This is a genomic window from uncultured Odoribacter sp. (assembly GCF_937966165.1).
GTDB lineage: Bacteria > Bacteroidota > Bacteroidia > Bacteroidales > Marinifilaceae > Culturomica.
The window spans coordinates 69,334-90,429 of sequence record NZ_CALCLB010000036.1; the positions used below are offsets into that span (position 1 = coordinate 69,334).

Sequence of the window (21,096 nt, forward strand, 5' to 3'; positions counted from 1 at the left end):
AGGATTATAACGGTTACAAAATTACAGGCTTCGTCTGCTGACTTAACATCTATGATCAGGCTTTTCGGATAACTTCTTCCAAAATATCCATAGCTTGTGCTACCCATTCCGGATTTGCCTGAGTGCCCATATGTCCGATACGAAATACTTTCCCCGCCAATGTTCCGTAATTTCCCCCCACAACCAGACCTTCCGCCCTCAGGGCTGTATCCAATTTTTTCCATCCGATCCTACGAGGTACATTTAAGGCAGTTACCGTAGGAGACAGGATCGCATCCGGAGCCGGAAACAGCTCCAGCCCCATTGCACAAGCCCTCTGCCGGCAATAACGGGCTACCTGTTCATGCCGCGACAGTACCTTGGCTAATCCTTCTTCCAAAATCAATTGACATGCTTTGTATAACTGAGCTGTTCCCTGCCAATAAGGCGTATAAGGGAAGTAACGTTTTTTGACGGCATACCGGAAAGGTTGTAAAGCCTCATACCCGACATACCCGATTTCCTCTATTATTTCCCAAGCCTTTTCACTTACCGATAAAAAAGCCATATTGGCCGGTGCAGACAGACATTTTTGTGAAGCTCCCAAACAAAAATCAATATGCCAGTCGTCCGTTTTTACCAGACTTCCCCCTATACCCGAAACAGCATCTACATATAACAAAGGTATTTCATATTTTTCCTTCAAAATTCCAATCTGTCCAACCGGATTAATAGTCCCGCTGGGAGTCTCACTGTGAACCATCGTAATCATTTTCGGGCGGAATTCCCGGATCGCTTTTTCCACCAGCTCAAAATCATGAATCGATTCGTTAAAACCAAAATCCATTATTTTGACCTCACATCCTAATGTCTCAGCCATCACTCCTATACCATACCCGAACAATCCGGTGGATAAAGCCAATACTTTATCTCCCGGTAATAAAGCACTTTTCAAGGCACTCCACAAAGCAAGCATACCTTCCCCGGTCTGGATTACGACCTTATTACGGGTACGCATTATTCTTTGCAGGGCTTTTTCCGTAGCCTTATATAAAGCAATATATTCTTCTTCCAAATCGGCAGAACCATAATTGAAAGCCGCTATCTCCAATATCTCCGGCGGAACAGCTACCGGTCCCGGAACCATAGGTATTTTATACTCTTCCATAATCAAACATTTTATTCGCAAAATTAACATTAAAAACGTAAAAATACGGTATTTTGAAAAGGAAGTTACACCAAAAATTCTTATAAATATTAGCTTACCGCAATGCACATTCCCCAACCCATCCCCTGCATATTTTTCCGCAAAAGAAATGAGAATTATTTAATATATTCCTCCGGATTAAATAACATAGTCTTTAATATTTAGTTTTAAAAATGTATATTTGTAACTTCAAATGGTATGAAATTTTGTCAAGGGCTAAGTTAGAGTAAATTTACAAACACATACATAAACCCTAGAAGCAAGAATGAATAAATAAATTTCTGAAACAACTAAAATTTATATCATAAACCAAAATTTAAATTATAAAATAACAGCTTAAAACTGAATCTTTTTCAGTATGACAAAACAGGAAAAATTAGTAAACAAAATAACAGAAAGTCTGGACGAAAATAAAGGACATCAAATTGTAAAAATCGATTTAAGAAACATAGAGAACTGTTTCTGCAGTTTCTTCGTAATATGTCATGGAACTTCTAATACCCACGTTTCAGCACTTGCTGACGCCGTAGAAGATAAAATTTTGGAAGATTTACACGAAAAACCATTTCATATAGAAGGGAGAGATCAGGCACAATGGATTGTTGTAGATTATGGGGACGTAATTGTGCATGTTTTTCAAAAAGAACAACGGGAATATTATCAATTAGAAGATTTTTGGGGAGACGGTATTAAAGAAGAACTGAATCACGAAGAATGAGAAAACATTGTTGAAATAGACAACTAAGAAATAAAATGAATATAGATTTAAACGGCAGTCAAAACCGTAAAATGCAGCGAGTGAATGATATGGCAGAGAACAAGGAAAACAGACAGGAAAATAAAAATAAAAAAGACAATTTCAATTTTCCGCCTATAGGAAATGGCAAAAATATCAAAACACCTAAATTTGGTGGTATTTGGTTATATGTACTTCTGGCTTTAATTTTCATTGGTTTTAACTTTTTCAATCTCCGCACAGAGCCTGTAAAAACCAACTGGCAGGAAGTAAAAACTAAAATGCTGGAAAAAGGGGACGTTGAGAAATTCGTAGTTATTACCAATAAAGGATTGGTCAATGTATTCCTCAAACCCAACCGCGTAGAAAATTACTCTCAATTGAAATCTAAAGGTTTTAAAAATTCAGACCCCGGACCTCAATTCAGTTTTGCTATCGGTTCGTTAGAAGGATTTGAAAAAAATGTAGCCGAAGCCCAGAAAGACATTCCGGGAGCTGCAAATACGACAATTGAATATGAAAAAGAATACGATGGTTGGGGAGATATATTCCAACTCCTGCTTCCTCTGGGTTTACTGATATTGATCTGGATGTTCTTTTTCCGCCGGATGAGTAAAGGCGCCGGAGGCGGAGGCGGTATTTTCAATGTGGGCAAATCCCAGGCCAAATTGTTTGATAAGGAATCCAACATTAAAGTAACCTTTAAAGATGTTGCCGGTCTAGCAGAAGCGAAACAAGAAGTGGAAGAGATTGTTTCTTTCCTGAAAAATCCGGATAAATATACCAAACTCGGAGGAAAAATTCCGAAGGGGGCTTTGTTAGTAGGTCCTCCGGGAACAGGTAAAACCTTGATGGCAAAAGCGATGGCCGGAGAAGCGAATGTACCTTTCTTTTCCATGTCCGGTTCTGATTTTGTAGAAATGTTCGTAGGCGTAGGTGCTTCCCGTGTAAGGGATTTATTTAAACAAGCCAAAGAAAAAGCTCCCTGTATCATTTTTATCGATGAAATTGATGCCATCGGACGTGCACGGGGGAAAAATCCCAATATGGGTTCAAACGACGAACGGGAAAATACCCTTAACCAGTTATTAACGGAAATGGACGGATTCGAAACGAATTCCGGAGTTATCATTCTGGCAGCGACGAACCGAGCCGATATTCTCGACAGTGCTTTATTACGGGCAGGACGCTTCGATCGCCAGATTAATGTGGATCTACCGGAATTAAAAGACAGGGAAGCCATTTTTAAAGTCCATCTCAAGCCTTTAAAACTGGCTGGAGATGTCGATATCGCTTTCCTGGCGAAACAAACGCCCGGATTTTCCGGTGCAGACATCGCTAATGTAGCCAATGAAGCAGCCTTAATTGCGGCCCGCAAAAACAAGAATGCCGTTGAAAAACAAGATTTTTTGGATGCAATCGACCGGATTGTTGGCGGATTGGAGAACCGGAGTAAAGTGATTAAAGCCAGTGAAAGAAAAGCAATCGCCTACCACGAAGCGGGACATGCTACCGCCTCCTGGCTTTTACAACATGCCCATCCCCTTTTGAAAGTAACGATTGTTCCCCGTGGTAAAGCCCTGGGCGCCGCCTGGTATTTACCCCAGGAAAGACAAATTACAACCAAAGAACAATTGTTGGATCAGATGTGTTCTATCCTAGGAGGCCGGGCCGCGGAAGAACTGGTCTTCGGACAGATTTCTACCGGAGCACAAAACGATCTGGAACGTGCGACCAAACAAGCTTATGCTATGGTTACTATCTTCGGTATGAGTGATAAAATCGGTAATTTAAGTTATTATGATTCTACAGGGCAAAGCGATTATAGCTTCACCAAGCCTTACTCAGAAAAGACAGCAGAATTGATCGATGCCGAAGTAAAAGAACTCGTTGAAACAGCCTATATCCGGGCAAAACAAATTTTAACCGAACACCGGGAACAACACCGGCAGGTTGCCGAATTACTTATTGAAAGAGAAGTCATTTTCAACGATGATCTGGAACGCATTCTGGGAAAACGCCCGTGGAAAGACGAAGACGAAGAAAAAGACGAAGCACAGGTACAATCGGAAAATACTCCCGAACCGGAACTGACAATACAACAATAACCCTTACTCCCGTTTCATTACCTGAAGGGAAACGGAAGTTTAAATTTAAATGATATGGACAACTGGACATCGGTTTTTGAAACAAATCAACTTTACAAAGCAGAGCTGATAAAGGATATCCTTTGTGACAACGACATCGACGCTGTTATTCTGAACCAAAAAGATTCTTCTTATAACAGTTTCGGAGAAATCTATGTCATGGTGAATAAAGAAGAAAAAGAAAAAGCAGAAGAAATTATTAAAACAGTTCATTGTGAGTAATTTTTGGAAACGGGCGATAAGCGGATTTCTATTTGTAATTATCCTGACAGGCTGTATTTTCCTGCACCCGGTTTGCTTTTTCGTACTTTTTTTTATTATCAATATTGTCGGCCTGCTCGAATTTGCGAAAATGGCCAGAAGAATCGAGATTTATATCAATCTCCCGATTTATCTTTTCTGCGGGAGCCTCTTATTTACAGCAGGTTTCCTGGATGCTTATTCCGGTTACCGGGAGGGTTATCTCTGGTGTTTTCTGGCAACTTTTGTCCTGAGCATCTGTGAATTATACCGGAAAAAAGGCAATTCTTTCCAAAATCTGGCCTTTTCTTATTATGGACTGTTGTATTTAAGTCTGCCTTTCACCTTGTTGATTTATCTTCCTTATATGACTAGTGACGAATGGCGTCCTGAAATTGTTTTTTTCCCTTTTCTTCTGGTATGGTTTAACGATACTTTCGCTTATTTATTTGGCTCTCAATTTGGGAAACACAAGCTTTTTCCGAGAATTTCCCCCAAAAAATCCTGGGAAGGGGCTATCGGAGGAGGGATCTGTACAATCGGGGCAGCTCTCTTTATCGCCCCCTATCTGGAAGGCTTGACGATCTATAATAATATTATCATTGCCTGTATCGTTGTCTTTTTTGGTATATACGGAGATTTGCTGGAATCGATGTTCAAAAGAAGCATTGAAATCAAAGATTCCGGGAGTATTATGCCAGGGCATGGAGGAGTTCTGGATCGTTTCGATGCCGTCGTATTTGTCATCCCTGCAATCTTTGTTTATCTGGAATTCGTATATTAGGTCTGGCGGGTTGAAGCTGTCAGTAGTTCTTATTGATTTCAATTGAATTTTTAAGAATAAATGACTTTAAAAGTAGAAACGCTTCGGTTTTCGACTTAAAAAATTTAACTTTACCGTCCCAAATCATTATTAATTAAACGAACTGAAATGATACTCCATAAAGCAGGTTATTCATTATTATTAAAGATACTGATTATTCTGATTTTATTGAATTGTTGTACCTTCTATTTTATCGATAACCGGACGATCGTCTATATTATTCTAGGAATTTCTATTTTCTTTTATTTGTTGACTGTCAATTTTTTCCGTTTCCCCAATCGTCATATTACGCTGGACGACAAAACAATCTTAGCTCCCGCTGACGGAAAAATTGTTGTGATTGAAGAAACAGAAGAAACGGAATATTTTAAAGACCGCCGGATACAGGTATCCATATTTATGAATATTTTTAATGTCCATATCAATTGGTTTCCTGTCAATGGGATCATCAAATATTTTAAATACCATAAAGGGAATTTTGCAGCAGCTTATTTACCTAAATCCTCTACAGAAAATGAGAGGACAACTATCGTCATTGAAAGTAATAACGGGCAAACGATATTGATGCGTCAAATTGCCGGTGCTATGGCCAAACGAATTGTTTCTTACGCTACCGTCGGAGGAGTTACCCGTCAAAATCAGCACGCCGGTTTTATAAAATTCGGGTCAAGAGTAGATCTTTTCTTGCCCTTGGATACTCAAATAAAAGTTAAATTAGGACAAAAAACAGTAGGCTCTCAAACACTTATCGGAGAATTAGCTGAAAGGAAAAAAGGATAAAGAGCAAAATTTTTATTTTTTGTCAGCTTATCTGTATTATAACATTGGAAATATGTCAGTTGAATCTAAAGCAAAAGTAGTAACCACCCATGTTTTATACGAAATGAAACAAAGGGGGGAAAAAATCAGTATGCTCACCGCCTATGATTATTCTATGGCCCGTATTGTCGACGCTGCAGGCGTCGATGTAATCCTTGTTGGAGATTCGGCTTCCAACGTAATGGCAGGTAATGAAACCACTCTTCCCATTACCCTCGATCAGATGATATATCACGGAGCTTCTGTAGTGAAAGGAGTAAAAAGAGCCTTAGTCGTAGTAGATATGCCTTTCGGCAGTTATCAGGGAAACAGCAAAGAAGCCCTCTGTTCAGCTATCCGGATTATGAAAGAAACAGCCGCAGACGCCGTAAAATTAGAAGGTGGTATAGAAGTAGCCGAATCCATTAAACGCATTCTTTCTGCCGGCATCCCGGTTATGGGACATCTGGGACTCACCCCCCAAAGCATCCATAAGTTCGGTACTTATACCGTAAGGGCTAAAGAACAATCGGAAGCCCAAAAGCTCATTGAAGATGCTCATATTCTGGAAGAAGCAGGTTGCTTCGGGATTGTATTGGAAAAAATTCCGGCCACTCTTGCTACTCAGGTCTCACAAGAACTTTCTATTCCCATGATCGGAATCGGGGCCGGAAATGGAGTAGACGGACAAGTATTGGTTATTCACGATATGCTCGGTATTAACAAAGAATTTTCTCCCCGCTTTCTCCGCCGTTATCTCAATCTTTTCGATGAGATGACAGAAGCCGTAGCCCATTATGTAGCGGATGTAAAAAATCTGGACTTCCCGAATGAAAAAGAACAATATTAAGAATAAAAAATATGCTGGAAATTCTATACGAAGACAATCATATCATTGCCGTTAATAAAAAGACTTCAGATATTGTGCAGGCGGATAAAAGCGGAGATGTTCCCCTGAGCGAGGAGGTTAAAGCCTATATCAAGGAAAAATACAACAAACCGGGAGAGGTATATCTGGGCGTTCCGCACCGGATCGACCGCCCTGTTAGCGGAGTCGTTCTATTTGCCCGTACAAGCAAAGCCCTGACCCGTCTGAATAAAATGTTTCAGGAACACGACGAGGAAATTATTAAAACATATTGGGCCATAGTTGGCAATCTGCCTCCCGAAGACAGTGGAATACTCACTCACTATTTGGTACGCGATTCTGAAAAAAATAAATCGTATGCTTACGATAAAGAAAAAAAAGGAGGCAAGAAAGCTGTATTGGAATATAAATTAATCGGCCGTTCCCAAAAATATTACCTTTTAGAAATAAAGCTGCTCACCGGACGCCACCATCAAATCCGTTGTCAGCTGGCTAAAATCGGATGCCCGATAAAGGGTGATCTGAAATACGGCTTTCCCCGTTCGAATGAAAATGGGGGAATCAGTTTACATGCCCGGCAAATTAGCTTTATTCATCCGGTAAGTTTGGAGAAGATTACGATTACAGCCACTCCTCCTCTCAAAGATAACCTTTGGAAGGAATTTTACCAAAATCTTTAATTGTAGCCCGCTACCGGACGAAGCGGAAGAAATAACCGGCAAAAGGATAAAATAGTGTGCATTCTAATTTTCTGGACATGATAAAAAAAGTATTCTTTTTTTGTATAATCTGTATGGTATCCCTCAAACTGTATGCCCAACCCTGTCCTCCCCGGTTTCCTTATGACATTTCCTATCTGCTTCCGCAAGGACAATTCAGTTATAACCCGGAGATTCCCACCCCGGCACAGGTCCTCGGTTTCGAAATCGGACAACAACATGTGGACTGGGAACAAGTCCTGAACTATATGAAAACCCTGGCCCGTTTGTCCGACCGCGTTACACTGAAAGAATTCGGGAAAACTTATCAAAACCGGCCGTTTATACAAGTGACGTTTACTTCTGCAGAAAATCAGAAAAATCTGGAAAAAATCCGGCAAGAACATTTACAGCTGACCGATCCGGTTCACTCTTTATCAGTAAATACCGACTCTATGCCGGTAGTTTCTACCCTTTTTTACAGTATACATGGAAACGAATCTTCAGGAGTAAACGCCTCTTTAGCTGTTGCTTATTTCCTGGCAGCAGCCCGGGGAGAGGAAATTGACCGCATCTTATCCCAGGCCGTAATTAATATCTGTCCCGGTTTAAATCCGGACGGAATAAACCGTTTCGCTGCCTGGGTAAATTCTTCCCGCAGCTATCCCGATGTCAGTGATCCGAATTCCAGGGAATTTACCGAGCCTTGGCCCAGCAGCCGCACGAATCACTACTGGGCCGACTGTAACCGGGACTGGTTGATGGCACAACACCCGGAAGGGCAAAATAGCCTGGAAATGTTTTTTGACTGGCTTCCCAATACCGTAAGCGATCATCATGAACAAGGAGGAGACCGCTCTTTCTTTTTTCAACCCGGCTTTCCAGCCCGGACAAATCCCTTAACTCCAAAAGAAAACTGGGATATAACATACGAAATCAGTAAATATCATGCAGCAGCCCTGGATAAAATCGGTACCTTATATTATTCCCGGGAAGGATACGACGATTTCTATTACGGTAAAGGAGCCTCTTACCCGGATATACACGGCGGAATTGCCATGCTCTTTGAACAAACAGCCGTAAGAGGTCATCTCCGGGACACTAAAAACGGATTAACCCCTTTTATACGAGGCATACGGAACCAGGCATACACATCCTATTCTACTATACGTGCAGCAGTAGAACTAAGAACCCGTCTCCTCAATTACCAACGGAATTATTTCATCAACTCCCAGAAAGAAGCCCGGAAAAATTCTGTCAAAGGCTATATCGTACAAGCCCGCGGAGGGAAAGCAATTATGTGGCATTTCCTGAATAACCTGAAACGTCATCGCATAATGGCTTATCCTCTTACCGAAGACCGTATAATTAACGGGCATACTTATAAACCCGGAGAAGCCTATATTATTCCAAGCAACCAAAAATATTATACGACATTGCGTACGCTGATGGAAAAAACGACCCATTATACAGACAGTGTATTTTATGATATTTCGACCTGGACTTTTCCCCTGGCTTACAACTTACAATACGATGAACTCCGTTCATTAAAAGAATACTCCCTGGAAAAAGAAGCAGACTTAGCGTTTCCTGCCATACATCCGGCCGAAGGCTGCTGTGAGTATGCTTACGCTTTCGAAAATAAAGAATATTATACACCCAAATTAATTTATGAACTATTACGTGCAGGCTTAATACTGAAAGCGGCACAACGTCCTTTTACCTACTCCAAGGCGGATACCACCCTCCGCTTCGGCTACGGGACAGTAATCGTTCCGGTACAAAACCAAATGCTAACTTCCAAAGCAATATATACGTTGATTGATTCCCTGTCCCGCCTCTGTGCTGTTCCTGTATATGCACTGGAAAGCGGTATGATGCAGGATCACGATTTGGGAAGTTCGGCCTTTGCCTATCTGCGTCAGCCCCGTATCGCTATGGTCGTCGGCCGGGGTATGGGCATACCCCAGTCAGGCGAAATATGGTATATGTTAGACCAACGGTTTCAAATGCCTCCGGTACTTATCGAATATACCGCACTGGAAAAAACAGAATTGAATTCTTACAATACCCTCATCCTCGCTAACGGATCTCCGACTTTATCTCCCGAAACAACCGAACGCATCCAGAAATGGGTGACTGAAGGAGGTCTGCTCATTCTGACGCAAAAAGCTTATAAATGGGCAAATGAAAACGGTATTACTCTGATTAAAACTGAAAAAGAAAAAAAAACGGCTAATCGGGAATACCAGTCTTATATTTCCCGCCTAAAAGCAAATGCCGGAAACGCCATTGACGGGGTGATCCTGAACAGTCGCCTCGATCCCTCCCATCCTATCGGCTGGGGGTATGAACAAAATGAGATCGCCATATTTAAGCAAGGTAAAACCGGTTTTGCCCAACCGGAGAATCCCTATATGACCCCTCTTTCCTATCAAGAGCGCCCATTACTCTCCGGATGTCTTTCCGAAGAAAACAATAATCGTCTTTCCGGGCAACCAGGCATAATTGCCGGCACCTATGGGAAAGGACAAATTATTGTATTTGCCGATGATATGAATTTCAGATCTTATTGGTTCGGTACAAATAAATTATTTATGAATGCTATTTTATTCGGTTATTTAATCAAAACAGGGAAACTGGATTAATCAAATTTTTTATATATTCGGCAAAGAATTAATAAACTTTTGAAATAAATAAACTGAAATATAAAATACCCGAGAAAACAACAGTTACCGACTGGTAATTTTTGTAACAGGTAAAAAATTTTTTCCTAAAAATGAGCTCTCAAAACAGTACTCACCATTTATTATCAGAAATTTTAAGAAAAGAAAATGAACGATATAAATTGGATAAAATCGGTTTTTTCCGAAATCTGCCGTTGGAAGTAGAATATATTATCCATACCGTTCCTTCATACAAAAAGATGCCGGAAAGTAAAGAATCTTACCGGAAATGGAAAATCTCCCTATTGGAAGAATATTACGAAAAAAAGAATTTTTCAGATTTTATGTCAACTCACCTGGAAACCCTCTCATTCCGGAAAATGGTGTTTGATTTATTTCAGATTATACTGGAATACCGGTATACACATGAACCCCGTACCGAAGCTGACTGCTATCTGGCTCCCGCCGGCGATACACTCTCTTATCTCCTGTGTCAGGAACGTCTTTCTTTTTATAAATGTTATTTCAATACAAAACTCCATTTCAATTCGACACAGAAACTCCAGCAATATTGCCAAGACATCAGTCAAAAAATTTTCCCTTTATCTACTGCCGATATTATAGACTTTTTAAAAAAAGATAACAAACCTTGCTGGGAAAAACTTTGTATCCGCTTAAAAATGCTCACTGAAATTGTCACAAAAAACAGAATTCAGTCATATTATAATGACACTGTTCAAGATATATGGACTGAAACCTGTTTTGAATTGAAAAAAGCCCTTCAAAATGAAAAGCTACAGCAGGATGTTAGTGCACAGAATGTAATTGCATACGCTGCCGGAATTATCCAGAATAAAATCCGGGAATTTTTCAGGAAGCAAAAGAAAGAACCTTATCAATTCACAGAGAACTGGGATCAGGAAACTGTATTGTCGAATAGCGGAATGTATACAAGTACAGATATGGAAAATTCTGCCAGAGAAGATTTTGTAAATTTGAAAGCTATAGATAAAGATAATGAATACGAATATCAAATGGCTTTAAGTTGCGTATTGTATGATCAGGCTCACCCACAACACAGCTGCCTGATTCAAGGAATAGAGGATAAAATAAACATATTACTGGCTCATTACCTCAAAAACCAGTCTTATGAAGAAATTGCCAAAGAAAAATACGGTTCCCTTTCCGATAAGGAATTACAAAAAAGAGCAAATAAACTCCGGCAAGATGTTTCCAGAGTGAAAGTGAAGATTAAAGAACGTTTCAACGAAATGCTTTTTTCTCAAAGCTATCGCTAAACCTTTAAATGACAAAACAGCAGGAAAAATGGAAGATTGTAAATATACTACTCAGGATATCGGCCGTTATTTATTGAATAAAATGAGTTCCGAAGAAGAAACCGATTTCCAGTTTCATCTCTCTCAATGCGAAATTTGCCGTACGAAACTTACGGAAATGAGATGTTTAGCTAAAAGTTTAACTGAAATCTCTGCTCCTGTCCGCATTAAAAGAAAAAAAGGAAAAATAAAAGCACTTTATCTGTATAAAGTGGGAGCAGCCATAGCCGCCTTATTTTTAATCGGTTATTTTCTTTTTTTCACTTTCCGTAAAGAAAACAATACGATTTATCAAGGCTTGCAGCCTAATCAATTTCATCAGACCGATACAATAAAAACAGATTCGACTTCTGTATGCAGAGACTCTCTTTAAAAAATAAATAATTTTTACCGAAACAGATATTTATTTCTGAGTCCTGTTTCTGAATTTCTTTCGTCCATAAAGAAAAGCAATATAAAAACTGCCGGAAATTTTATCCGGCAGTTTTTATACAAATCAGTGGCTATTATTTTTCTTTAGCTGCTTTTTCCATTTCTTCGTCAAATACCTTTTTGAATTTTTCATATTCAAAATCAGTGCGTAATTTTTCATCGTCCTGAATGCGGTTTTGCATGGATTTAGCAATTTCATCACCGGCCAATTCAACAGCTACATATACCTTATAAGCACCTTCCGGAGTCTTCATTGTCTTCTCACAAATGACACGTGTTCCCGACAATTTTTCATTCACGACAGTACGGGCCAAATCCTGAAAACGGGATCTGGCTTCTTCCTGCTCACCCAATTGATAAGAAGAAGCATAATTATCCGTTACCCGTTTTATTGCAGCATTCATAGAAGTTGCCAGTTCTGCACGGGCTTCTGCTAAACCTTTTTTCTTAGCCATCATCATATCGTTGCTAAAGCCCATTGCTGAAGCCCGGAAATAAGTTTTATCCGTCATGTATTCCGGACCGGAACACGGCACTACAATTTCCACATCCTCTTGCGTTTTCACTAAAGCTTTTTGTCCTCCACAGCTCATCAACAGGCTTATCATTGCCATTTCTAATACATAATAAAAAATCTTCATAACATTTTGTTTTAATAAATGAATAAAATTATTTAAGTAATCAATTAAAATGAACTCTGCCTTTCCGGGAGCTTCATAATCTCCAGTAAAAAAGATCATAAAAAACAGTAAATAAATCTCCTGACTTATAAATTTGTTTTAATATATTGACTTTTCAATTTCTTTTCTCTCCCCTTCCTTATTTCAGTTCCCTCAGCTTCACCATTCCCTTTCCATTACTGAACTGGGCAAGCTTCAATAAAAGTGTTTTCTTCAGATAAATATTCAACGTTGTGGGCACATCGGACAATATCATTGCTTTGACATACCAGGAAGATTCATCAGAACCCAGTTTCATAGATTCTATTTTCAATTGTTCCCCCTTTTCATTAATCATAATTTGCGAATTCTGGAATAACTCCAATACATAATCCTCCGGAGTACGGTTGAGTACCTGGAATTCAAAGACGCTCTTATTTCCATAGTCTTTTTTTCCGATATACCGTATATAAATTCCCTCAGCAAATTCGCCTTCAATATAAGTAGGAACAGGAGCAGTCACTACTACTGGTTTCCTTCCTGGACGCTCACTCAACGGCTCAGGCGGAGTAGCCGTAGGAGTAGAAGTTATTTTTTCCACCTGTATTTCCCCTTCCGGATCAATCTCCAAATTCTTTAAAGCAATGGCCAGCTGCCGGTTCAACTGTTTGATCAACTCCCGGGTAGCCGAGGCTTGAGCATTAGCTTCCGAAGTCCCTTTCGGAACAACCGTTTTCAAATCTTCCACATTATAGTTCAATAGAGCAGCCCGGTTATGATTATTGATAATATTCACCCTCGCCCCGCTGAAATATTCCGTAAAATCATACATTTCGCCCTGAGCATTCCCGCCTTTCCGGAAAGAACTGCCTACCTCCACTGTTATATCAGCCACTGACGGATCCGTCACAATATTGAAATAATTGTTCGTCAATAAACTCCGGACAGCTCTTACAATATTCTCATTACTTCCTGTCTGCGTTTTTAATAAAGCATTTACAGCTGTTTTCTCTAAATCCACATACACAACCCCTATGGGTAAATTTTCCGTTACATGCCGAAACATTCCTGCATATACGGTATCTTTATATTTCCGGAAAAGAGCCTGATCTACCAGAATATGTATTTCCTGGCGGGATAATTTCGACGAAATATTCTGAATATACAACCTTGCTTCCCCATTTTCATTTGTAATGGGATTTTCTGATAAACGCCCGGCTCCGGAAGCAAATTTATATTCCAGTTTCAAATTCCGTAAAGGAACATTTTCCCGGCTTACCCGGATAATCACCGGCTCTGCTATTCCTTGAAAAGCCCGTCCTTTTACGGCAGATAGAGAAGGGACGATAGAAATACCATTAAAAACACTCTTCATGCCGGCATAGAGTTCATTACCTATATCCATTTTCTTGCCCTCATAATCACATAGCAATTCTTCATTAATACAAGGCTGGATGACATCCAATCCCTTCATAAACATCTCTGCAGCCAGAGTCAGATCGCCGCTTTGCAAAGCTTCCCGTCCCTTCCACCAGCAATCAAATCCCTGACGGATTACCTGTTGCAACCTTTTTTCCATATATTCCTCATAATCGAATTTATTCAATTCGTAATATACCCAATACTCTGTATCATTTTCCCAACTATCCACTAACTGAAAACGTTCGATATCCTGTTTCGCCTGTAAACGGATATTTTCTTCAAATACAGACTTTACTTCTTGTCCGTTATCCAGTTGCTGTAACAAAGAATTCCCGGATACTTCCACCCGAATCTCTGAAACTAAATCGCTTAAGGCATTCTGTTTCGCCTGCTGCTGGTAATTCGTTTCCGATTTTAAAGCCCGTCCTATTCCGATATAAAATAGCGTATTTACTGGCCTGCTTTTCACCCAGTCCGGTCGCTCTTGTCCAAAACCGCCTAATGCAATCAACGACAAAAGCAGTAATAATAGTACCTTTCTCATATATTCCGGTTTAAAATTAGTATTCTTTCGGTTCCTCCACTTTACCCCTACTCAATTATAATATAGATTGTATTTCCATCCACCTTTTTCCGGCAGGGTATATTCAGTTCTCCCCTCAGATATTCCCAAATATTGAAAGCAAAATCATTGACATCCAATGCATTTCCGCTCTCATCCCGGTTCGGTATTTGAATTTGATCAAAAATAATAGCTTCAGCAACACTCCCCTGTACATGATATTTTCCTCCCACTGCATTTTTCTTGACCCACAAACGCAATAAATCTGCTAAAGGATATGATTGAGGCCCCACTTCCGTTTCCATATCCTGAACGGCTGTACCAGCAATGGAAACATTTAATACTACCGTATTGCCTTTCATAATTTTATGGGCAAAACTGGTCGATAGATCTTTCAGGAAATCGTCCAAAATATCGTTTACAGCATATACACACAATTGATCTACAGCCGAAGTCCTGAAACGATTGGAAGAAGACTGACGGGAAGCCAGTACATTCCCCGTAGCCGTTTCATATCCTTTTAAAGTCAAAGCTACCCGGCTTCCTGTTGAGGCAATATCTTTATAGATATCTACCGTTACATATACATCGGAACCGGAATTCCGCAATAACTGTTTGTCGAAAGATTCTGCACTGTTCGACTCGTATTGCATGGCCCTTTTGGCAGCATTCAGTTTTGCCTCGAAATCTACCGTAGTCACCCCTTTCCGGTTAAATCCCTCCTGTACCTTTGCCACAGCCATACGTTTGTCATAATCATTTTTCAGGATCTGCTCAAAAGTACGCCCCTCTTCTTTGTATGGAACAACCATGATGGTCGGTAACTGGATTTGCTCCTGAGTTTCCTCCATAGAAGTCCGTTCGGCTCCCTTTACCGCGATTTTATTTAATTCCAAATCCCTCCTCAGCAACTCTTCCTGGAACGTTAACCGTACCGTAGCTTTAAAATCTTTTGCCCTCAATTTTTCAGGATCTCCTTCCGGAATAGCAGCTCTAACGAAATTACGATATCTTCCCAGCTCAAAAAAACGTTCAAAATAATCCCGGTACTTCGTTTCATCTTCCGGCTTTAACAACGGTTTATCATTATTCAAACCCGGTATTCCTATAAAAAAATAAGTATAAAATGCCGATTTAACAGCCATTTCTGCTGCATCCTTTTTCTTTTCATGAATTCCGGAAGTCCTCACCGTCACAGTTGTGTTATTTTTATTGAGTAAGGTCACATCATTCGAATAAGATTGGCTGAATCCTACTGCCGCATATAGAAAACATATCAAACAACAAATCGCTCTTTTCATAATATCTTATTTATCTTTACACATTTTGTTCTCCGTTTCTGTTATTTCATCACCTCTTTAGTAGCTTCCCATATATTAAAAGCTTTTTTTCCACTTACCACAATCAGTTCCTGCATTTCCAGGTTCGCTTCCTGAATGGCATCCCCTCCTTTCGTTACCCGGCAAAGAGTCAAATCTTCACCCTGAACTTCTATCGCCTTTAAAGTCCCGATATTCTGCCTGCTTTTCCTGCCCGATATCTCCTTTTCAATGAATACATCAAACAATTGACCTTTGGCTATTCCCAGATCCGTTCCGCAATCTACATACACCGTCTCCGCCCCCTTTTTATTTACCTTTTCTATGGATAAAATCCGGTTTTCTATTTTAAAATTTTGATTTACAAATCGTTGCATAGACATTTTAATATAATCCGTCGTATTGATTACCGCCTCATTCGGTGTCTGTCCGGTTTTTGCATTCAAACCTGCATACGAAAAGGATTTACTGACCTTAACCGATCCGTCTGCAACATTCACCACTTTTAAATCAAAAGCAATCTGCCCGTCATAATAATAAGAACCATCATTCAATTGCATCCTCACTCCTTCCATACGGGTAATATTTCCGGTTAAAGCATAAGTAGCCCCCAGCATTTGCATGACTTGATTCCGTGCTACGGGATCTCCCATCGCTCTTTCATCCTGACGCCTTCCTTCCTCTAATTGTAAAGTAGGTTCCATTTCCACATCTACAACTGACAGCCGGTTCGTATTCTGAATACCTGCAATTACAGCATCCCGCAACATTTTAGCATAAGCCTGATTTACATTTCCAGATGTAAAATAATCTATTAATAATACTTTCTTCTGATTTTTTTGAGCTTGTGCACCTGTTAAAATACACATTGACAAAATCACAATGACCATTAATCTTTTCATGAGTTCTAATCTGTTTTTTAATCTATTTGTATTGTCTAAAATGTCTGACCTGATTTTAACCCGATCGGGTTTCAATTCAGAATATCTTTGCTCATATTAAATGTTCTCAGAGTATGGTCCTTATCATAATCAAAAACCATATCTCCCGTTTCTCTTTTCAACGTAACTTCATTCAAACGAAACCAAATAAAAGCTTTTCCTACTTGTATGCCGTCTATAATCTCTACTTTTAAATCATTACCGGGTAAAGGAATGACCCGCATCCGGCTTCCGTCCTTTACCTGTACTTTATCAAAGTTCACAGCCTTTCCATTCTGAGTCTTCATCTGTATAATCCCTTCTTCTCCCCGGATAAATTCTATCTTTCCTATATTTTTATAGATCGCAGGACAACGACTTTTAAAAGTAGGATTATACTGGTCCAAAGCCTGCAAAGCCATCGTTCCACTGACAGGCGTATTCCGTTCCTGTATCATCGTAATGACTGCCAACAAACCCGCTAATCCTTTATCCGTACGATTATTAATCTGATTGTCTGCCAATTCTTTCAATTGTTCCGGCATATTCATTACAGCCATCGCCTGCTTACCGGAAGCTGTCAATTTGGAAATTCCCGTCCACCGGTTAAATGCCCCGGCGACAACCACCTCTTCTCTGCGCGTAATATAAATACCCGGTAAAAATGAACCTATAGCATCCGGTTGCACCTCACTTTGCAGTAGTTCTCCCTTTTTTCCGAAACGAACAATATAATTAAACCCCGTCTTGCCTTCATCAGGTTGTAAGCCCGCTCCGGCAGCCCATATTACTTTTCCTTCAGGAGCAATACCGGCTGTAAATAAATCTGCTTCCGCCTTCGATTGAAGCCGGATACCTCCGAAATCAGCATCTTGCTCAAAGGTCCCGGACAATAAAATACGATCCCCGTCTATTTTAAGATGATGAGGCATGTTCACCCCTTTCCCTCCTAAAGGCAATACCCATTCAAAACGATCCTGCGGATTTACTTTTGCCACAAAAATCATCCGATTCTTAGCCGGGACAACAAAAGATTTTGCTCCATTCTCAAATTTATTCTCAAATATTCCCGCAACATATACATTCCCATCTTCCGCAAATTGCATTAAACTGGAACGATTCAAAATCACCCCGCCTGCTTTTCCTACCAAAGAAGCAATCCGGTCTTCCCTTTCCCGCGAAATCCGCCTTCCCGTAATCGGAATTACATCCACCCTTTTTCCTATAAACTCCGGCATCCCAACTCCTATCCCGGCTCCCATATACGTCGGATCACAAACAGTATATAAACCCCGTTTATATTTTACGTAATCCCCCCTCATCTCTTCCGGCAACTTAACAGCCGACGCCACATGCCCCGGATAACTCAACCCGATTCCCGGTAAACCCGTCAACATATCCACTAAGCGGGAAAATAAAACAGCCCGGTCTTCACAATCACTATAGGGATAAAAAAACATTTCTTCCGAGAAAAAATATTTTTCATGCCCGAACTGTTCCTCATCTGTCTTATAGGGAAATGCCTGTTGTAAAAGCCCTAATATCCATTCCACCCGTTTTTCCTGAGTCATCGGCTGCAAAACCGGACGGAAATTTTCTTCTATACTTTCTTTCAGTGTTGCCGATAAGGGCGTTTCAAAATAAACATTCAATTCTGTAGAAGGGTAATCTTTAAAAAATGCAGTTACCCCCTGATTGTAAGTAATCGCATATTCCTGCCCTTTGTATTTTAATATCCGCTTCCCCTGAATTTTCGGCGAAAAATTCAATGAAGAAGAAAAGCGCAGGTCCGGACAACGGTCACTACCGGAAAAATTCTTATCGTAAGTATATAAAGACTTATTTATCGGCCGGGTGATATAATAACGAACTCCATCCTTTACAATAAAGGACAAAAAGAAAATATCCTGCACAGCAGGCAATAATACAGCTATTTCATTTCCGCCATAACCGACCCGGGCCGAATATCCCGATTTATTCATGAGGAACCAGACCAGCAATTGACGCGAATTTTCATCCTTTACAAAAACTTCTGCACAACGCCCCAACAACATATAATATCCCCAGTCATTCAATCCCAACTGCTCTTTCCAACCCAATAACTGATCCAATAAATCATCGTAATTCGTATGACTCATACTCAGCCAATAATCAGCAAAATCCGACTCAACCAATTTTCCCGTAAAAGGTTTGCACAGATTCTGGTCCAAAACCAGTTTCAACCGATTTCCATAAAAATTTACGTCCATACGCACAACCGGAAAGCCCCTTTGAATGCTCTTTTTCACCCGGGGAAGAGGCGCCTCCAATAAACGCGTATTTTCCGGATTCATTTCAGTTGTCTGTAATTCTACGACCGAACTCCTGGAATGCTTTTGCAACACAGGAGCAACCCTCGGCTCCGGCTCCCGTTCCGGTAAATTTCCCTTTAATATTTCAAACGCTGTCCAACGCTGTTTGAGGAACTCCGCAAATTCCTCATCTCTTTGCTTAACAAAATTATCATAGTCTTTCTGCAATTCTTCTAATCCCCGGTTCGTCTCTTTTACCATACGATTGTATTGAGATTTCTGCTCTTTCAACCATTCCTCATAAGTCTGAGCAAATACGGACTGGAAAATACCCAATAACCCGAAGCATAAAAACCATATCTTCATAATACGTTTTTTAATGAATTCATTTTATCTAATAGAAATATGTCACTTTCCGTCATTTTGTGACACAATTTGATTTTTTTCATTTACCAGACAATGAACTACATTTATTGTGTAAAATTAATAAAAAATATATAACTCATCTAAATATTTTTCTCTATTTAAAAGAGAAACAGATTAAATTATCCTCTTTCAGGAACAAATCTATTTTTTACCTTTTCAAAATTTATTTGCTTATTCCTCACCCCCTGAGCATTAAAATAGTCCAAAATTTTCATTCCGGACTATCTCAACATTTAGAACAATATAGATTAAAAAACTGATTCCCTCATGATTTTCCCATCATCCGATATCTTTTACGGGTCAGAAAATAAATTCAATTAGCTGATCTTCCAACTTCTGCTTATTCCCCATTTCTATAAGGATATGTTTTTTCTTCTTCTTTTGTGACACATTTACGGCCCAAAAATTTCCAATTAAATAGATTTTATCAATATATTTATAAAAACATTCAATTGGTTTTATAGTTCTTTTTTTGTGCTTTGTAGTATTTTTGAAGAATAAAGGAGAGTTTATTGGATTTTTAACTATAAAATTAAAAGTATGAGCGAAATTATTTGTCATTGTTTTGAAGTAAGCCGGGAAGAAATTGAAAAAGCGATCCGGGAAAAGGGGTTAAAAACAGTAGAAGAAGTGGGAGAATGCACAAATGCCGGAACAGGCTGCGGAGGGTGTCAGGCACAAATTCAGGAGATTTTAGATGAAATCAGTCACCCGTAAAGCCGTTATACGACTCAATCTGTAAAAAATAAAGAGCTGTCAGAATTTGAAGTGCCCCCCAAAAGTTAGACATAAAACTTTTGGGGGGCACTTCAATTTTTTGACAGCTTTCTTATTTTCTATCTATTTTGCTATAAGTTCGTTTTCTATCCTTTGTTTGGGATTTACGGACGATCTTTCAATTTGAATTATCCTCAGGAATATTTCCTTCAAAGTTGGATTAGGATCTCTCACTTCGGACCTCCGGCCGTTTTCTGCATCAATATCCGAACCGGAATGAAAATATAAAAAGAAAACAGCCGACAGATATTCTGACTTAGAAGGTTAGTTCGTTGCAACATGCCCAATAAGAATGACTACCTTGCCGGACTGTCTTCAAATGCAATTATTGGTCTTTTGTTCTCATCACCAACTCAAAGAGTTATGCGTCAATTCTCGTAGACAATAAATTGCCGTTGTATAGAGTCAATCTAGCAGTCAAGAAAACCTACAGACTGGGATTGACTCATATTGCACCAGAAAGGCGGGTAAACCATCGGGAAACAATAGAGCAACCCCACGTCCGTAGGCTATATAGTACCACTGCTTGTGTGGTTATAGATATCCCCGAACGTGAGCGTTGCCTTCCCGCTCCAATTCCCATATATTTTACCCTTTTATCTGATTTGGAACGTTTCAGAACACTTACGATACTTATAAAGGTTTTTGCAAACCTTTTCCACTTTGTACTGGACAAAGAAAACGAAAAACTTTCAATTTTGCAATATATGTTTAAAATATTCATGGTTTTCTTTACATTTTTCTAAACAATAATCTTGAAAACCATCATTAACATTTCCTTTTTTAGTA

General features: G+C 39.7%; 17 protein-coding genes. 11 read left to right on the top strand and 6 right to left on the bottom strand.

From position 1 onward, the window contains the following. Positions 1 to 55: 55 nt before the first annotated feature. Complete coding sequence (locus Q0465_RS13385) at positions 56 to 1,147, bottom strand: aminotransferase class V-fold PLP-dependent enzyme (RefSeq protein WP_298616869.1); 1,092 nt, start codon at positions 1,145 to 1,147, stop codon at positions 56 to 58. Positions 1,148 to 1,544: 397 nt separating this feature from the next. Between Q0465_RS13385 and rsfS the strand changes: the two genes are divergently transcribed. From rsfS to Q0465_RS13435, 10 genes are all read left to right on the top strand, one after another. Continuing rightward, positions 1,545 to 1,904 carry a ribosome silencing factor gene (gene rsfS / locus Q0465_RS13390; protein ID WP_298616870.1) on the top strand — a complete coding sequence of 120 codons (360 nt, stop codon included), beginning with the start codon at positions 1,545 to 1,547 and terminating at the stop codon, positions 1,902 to 1,904. Between the two features lie 35 nt (positions 1,905 to 1,939). Then, complete coding sequence (gene ftsH / locus Q0465_RS13395; protein WP_298616871.1) at positions 1,940 to 4,030, top strand: ATP-dependent zinc metalloprotease FtsH; 2,091 nt, start codon at positions 1,940 to 1,942, stop codon at positions 4,028 to 4,030. A 54-nt stretch (positions 4,031 to 4,084) separates the two neighbouring features. Continuing rightward, a complete protein-coding gene (locus Q0465_RS13400) occupies positions 4,085 to 4,291 on the top strand; it encodes a DUF2007 domain-containing protein (RefSeq protein WP_298616872.1) in 207 nt (68 codons plus the stop codon). Further along, complete coding sequence (locus tag Q0465_RS13405; protein WP_298616873.1) at positions 4,284 to 5,093, top strand: phosphatidate cytidylyltransferase; 810 nt, start codon at positions 4,284 to 4,286, stop codon at positions 5,091 to 5,093. Before Q0465_RS13400 ends, Q0465_RS13405 begins: the two co-directional genes overlap by 8 nt. Positions 5,094 to 5,240: 147 nt before the next feature. Continuing rightward, the gene (locus tag Q0465_RS13410; RefSeq protein ID WP_298616874.1) at positions 5,241 to 5,912 is read left to right on the top strand and encodes a phosphatidylserine decarboxylase family protein; all 672 of its coding nucleotides are present in this window, start codon (positions 5,241 to 5,243) and stop codon (positions 5,910 to 5,912) included. 52 nt (positions 5,913 to 5,964) lie between these two features. After that, on the top strand, positions 5,965 to 6,780 hold the full coding sequence (panB, locus tag Q0465_RS13415) for a 3-methyl-2-oxobutanoate hydroxymethyltransferase (RefSeq protein ID WP_298616875.1): 816 nt from the start codon (positions 5,965 to 5,967) through the stop codon (positions 6,778 to 6,780). A 14-nt stretch (positions 6,781 to 6,794) separates the two neighbouring features. After that, positions 6,795 to 7,478 carry an RluA family pseudouridine synthase gene (locus tag Q0465_RS13420; protein ID WP_298616886.1) on the top strand — a complete coding sequence of 228 codons (684 nt, stop codon included), beginning with the start codon at positions 6,795 to 6,797 and terminating at the stop codon, positions 7,476 to 7,478. A gap of 77 nt (positions 7,479 to 7,555) precedes the next feature. Further along, positions 7,556 to 10,144, top strand: coding sequence for a M14 family zinc carboxypeptidase (locus tag Q0465_RS13425; RefSeq protein ID WP_298616876.1), 2,589 nt, complete (start codon positions 7,556 to 7,558; stop codon positions 10,142 to 10,144). 131 nt (positions 10,145 to 10,275) lie between these two features. Beyond that, positions 10,276 to 11,460: a hypothetical protein gene (locus Q0465_RS13430; protein ID WP_298616877.1), complete on the top strand. Its 1,185-nt coding sequence runs from the start codon at positions 10,276 to 10,278 to the stop codon at positions 11,458 to 11,460. A gap of 28 nt (positions 11,461 to 11,488) precedes the next feature. Then, positions 11,489 to 11,872: a hypothetical protein gene (locus Q0465_RS13435; RefSeq protein ID WP_298616878.1), complete on the top strand. Its 384-nt coding sequence runs from the start codon at positions 11,489 to 11,491 to the stop codon at positions 11,870 to 11,872. A gap of 133 nt (positions 11,873 to 12,005) precedes the next feature. Here the strand turns inward: Q0465_RS13435 and Q0465_RS13440 are convergent, their stop codons facing one another. The 5 genes from Q0465_RS13440 to Q0465_RS13460 all read right to left on the bottom strand — a co-directional run bounded on the left by Q0465_RS13440 (position 12,006) and on the right by Q0465_RS13460 (position 19,470). Continuing rightward, the gene (locus Q0465_RS13440) at positions 12,006 to 12,572 is read right to left on the bottom strand and encodes a hypothetical protein (protein ID WP_298616879.1); all 567 of its coding nucleotides are present in this window, start codon (positions 12,570 to 12,572) and stop codon (positions 12,006 to 12,008) included. 178 nt (positions 12,573 to 12,750) lie between these two features. Continuing rightward, on the bottom strand, positions 12,751 to 14,556 hold the full coding sequence (locus Q0465_RS13445; RefSeq protein WP_298616880.1) for an LPP20 family lipoprotein: 1,806 nt from the start codon (positions 14,554 to 14,556) through the stop codon (positions 12,751 to 12,753). 47 nt (positions 14,557 to 14,603) lie between these two features. Then, a complete protein-coding gene (locus Q0465_RS13450; protein ID WP_298616881.1) occupies positions 14,604 to 15,875 on the bottom strand; it encodes a DUF6175 family protein in 1,272 nt (423 codons plus the stop codon). 41 nt (positions 15,876 to 15,916) lie between these two features. Beyond that, the gene (locus Q0465_RS13455; protein ID WP_298616882.1) at positions 15,917 to 16,795 is read right to left on the bottom strand and encodes a hypothetical protein; all 879 of its coding nucleotides are present in this window, start codon (positions 16,793 to 16,795) and stop codon (positions 15,917 to 15,919) included. 71 nt (positions 16,796 to 16,866) lie between these two features. Beyond that, positions 16,867 to 19,470: a hypothetical protein gene (locus tag Q0465_RS13460; protein WP_298616883.1), complete on the bottom strand. Its 2,604-nt coding sequence runs from the start codon at positions 19,468 to 19,470 to the stop codon at positions 16,867 to 16,869. Between the two features lie 600 nt (positions 19,471 to 20,070). Here Q0465_RS13460 and Q0465_RS13465 point away from each other — a divergent pair. After that, positions 20,071 to 20,247 carry a (2Fe-2S)-binding protein gene (locus Q0465_RS13465; RefSeq protein ID WP_298616884.1) on the top strand — a complete coding sequence of 59 codons (177 nt, stop codon included), beginning with the start codon at positions 20,071 to 20,073 and terminating at the stop codon, positions 20,245 to 20,247. Positions 20,248 to 21,096: the final 849 nt, after the last annotated feature.

Coding starts and splice junctions, on each gene's coding strand:
- Q0465_RS13400 (WP_298616872.1), top strand. CDS start 4,085: ATGGACAACTGGACATCGGTTTTTGAAACAAATCAACTTTACAAAGCA.
- Q0465_RS13435 (WP_298616878.1), top strand. CDS start 11,489: ATGGAAGATTGTAAATATACTACTCAGGATATCGGCCGTTATTTATTG.
- Q0465_RS13460 (WP_298616883.1), bottom strand. CDS start 19,470: ATGAAGATATGGTTTTTATGCTTCGGGTTATTGGGTATTTTCCAGTCC.
- Q0465_RS13425 (WP_298616876.1), top strand. CDS start 7,556: ATGATAAAAAAAGTATTCTTTTTTTGTATAATCTGTATGGTATCCCTC.
- Q0465_RS13430 (WP_298616877.1), top strand. CDS start 10,276: ATGAGCTCTCAAAACAGTACTCACCATTTATTATCAGAAATTTTAAGA.
- Q0465_RS13465 (WP_298616884.1), top strand. CDS start 20,071: ATGAGCGAAATTATTTGTCATTGTTTTGAAGTAAGCCGGGAAGAAATT.
- Q0465_RS13450 (WP_298616881.1), bottom strand. CDS start 15,875: ATGAAAAGAGCGATTTGTTGTTTGATATGTTTTCTATATGCGGCAGTA.
- ftsH (WP_298616871.1), top strand. CDS start 1,940: ATGAATATAGATTTAAACGGCAGTCAAAACCGTAAAATGCAGCGAGTG.
- Q0465_RS13385 (WP_298616869.1), bottom strand. CDS start 1,147: ATGGAAGAGTATAAAATACCTATGGTTCCGGGACCGGTAGCTGTTCCG.
- rsfS (WP_298616870.1), top strand. CDS start 1,545: ATGACAAAACAGGAAAAATTAGTAAACAAAATAACAGAAAGTCTGGAC.
- Q0465_RS13455 (WP_298616882.1), bottom strand. CDS start 16,795: ATGAAAAGATTAATGGTCATTGTGATTTTGTCAATGTGTATTTTAACA.
- panB (WP_298616875.1), top strand. CDS start 5,965: ATGTCAGTTGAATCTAAAGCAAAAGTAGTAACCACCCATGTTTTATAC.
- Q0465_RS13445 (WP_298616880.1), bottom strand. CDS start 14,556: ATGAGAAAGGTACTATTATTACTGCTTTTGTCGTTGATTGCATTAGGC.
- Q0465_RS13440 (WP_298616879.1), bottom strand. CDS start 12,572: ATGAAGATTTTTTATTATGTATTAGAAATGGCAATGATAAGCCTGTTG.
- Q0465_RS13410 (WP_298616874.1), top strand. CDS start 5,241: ATGATACTCCATAAAGCAGGTTATTCATTATTATTAAAGATACTGATT.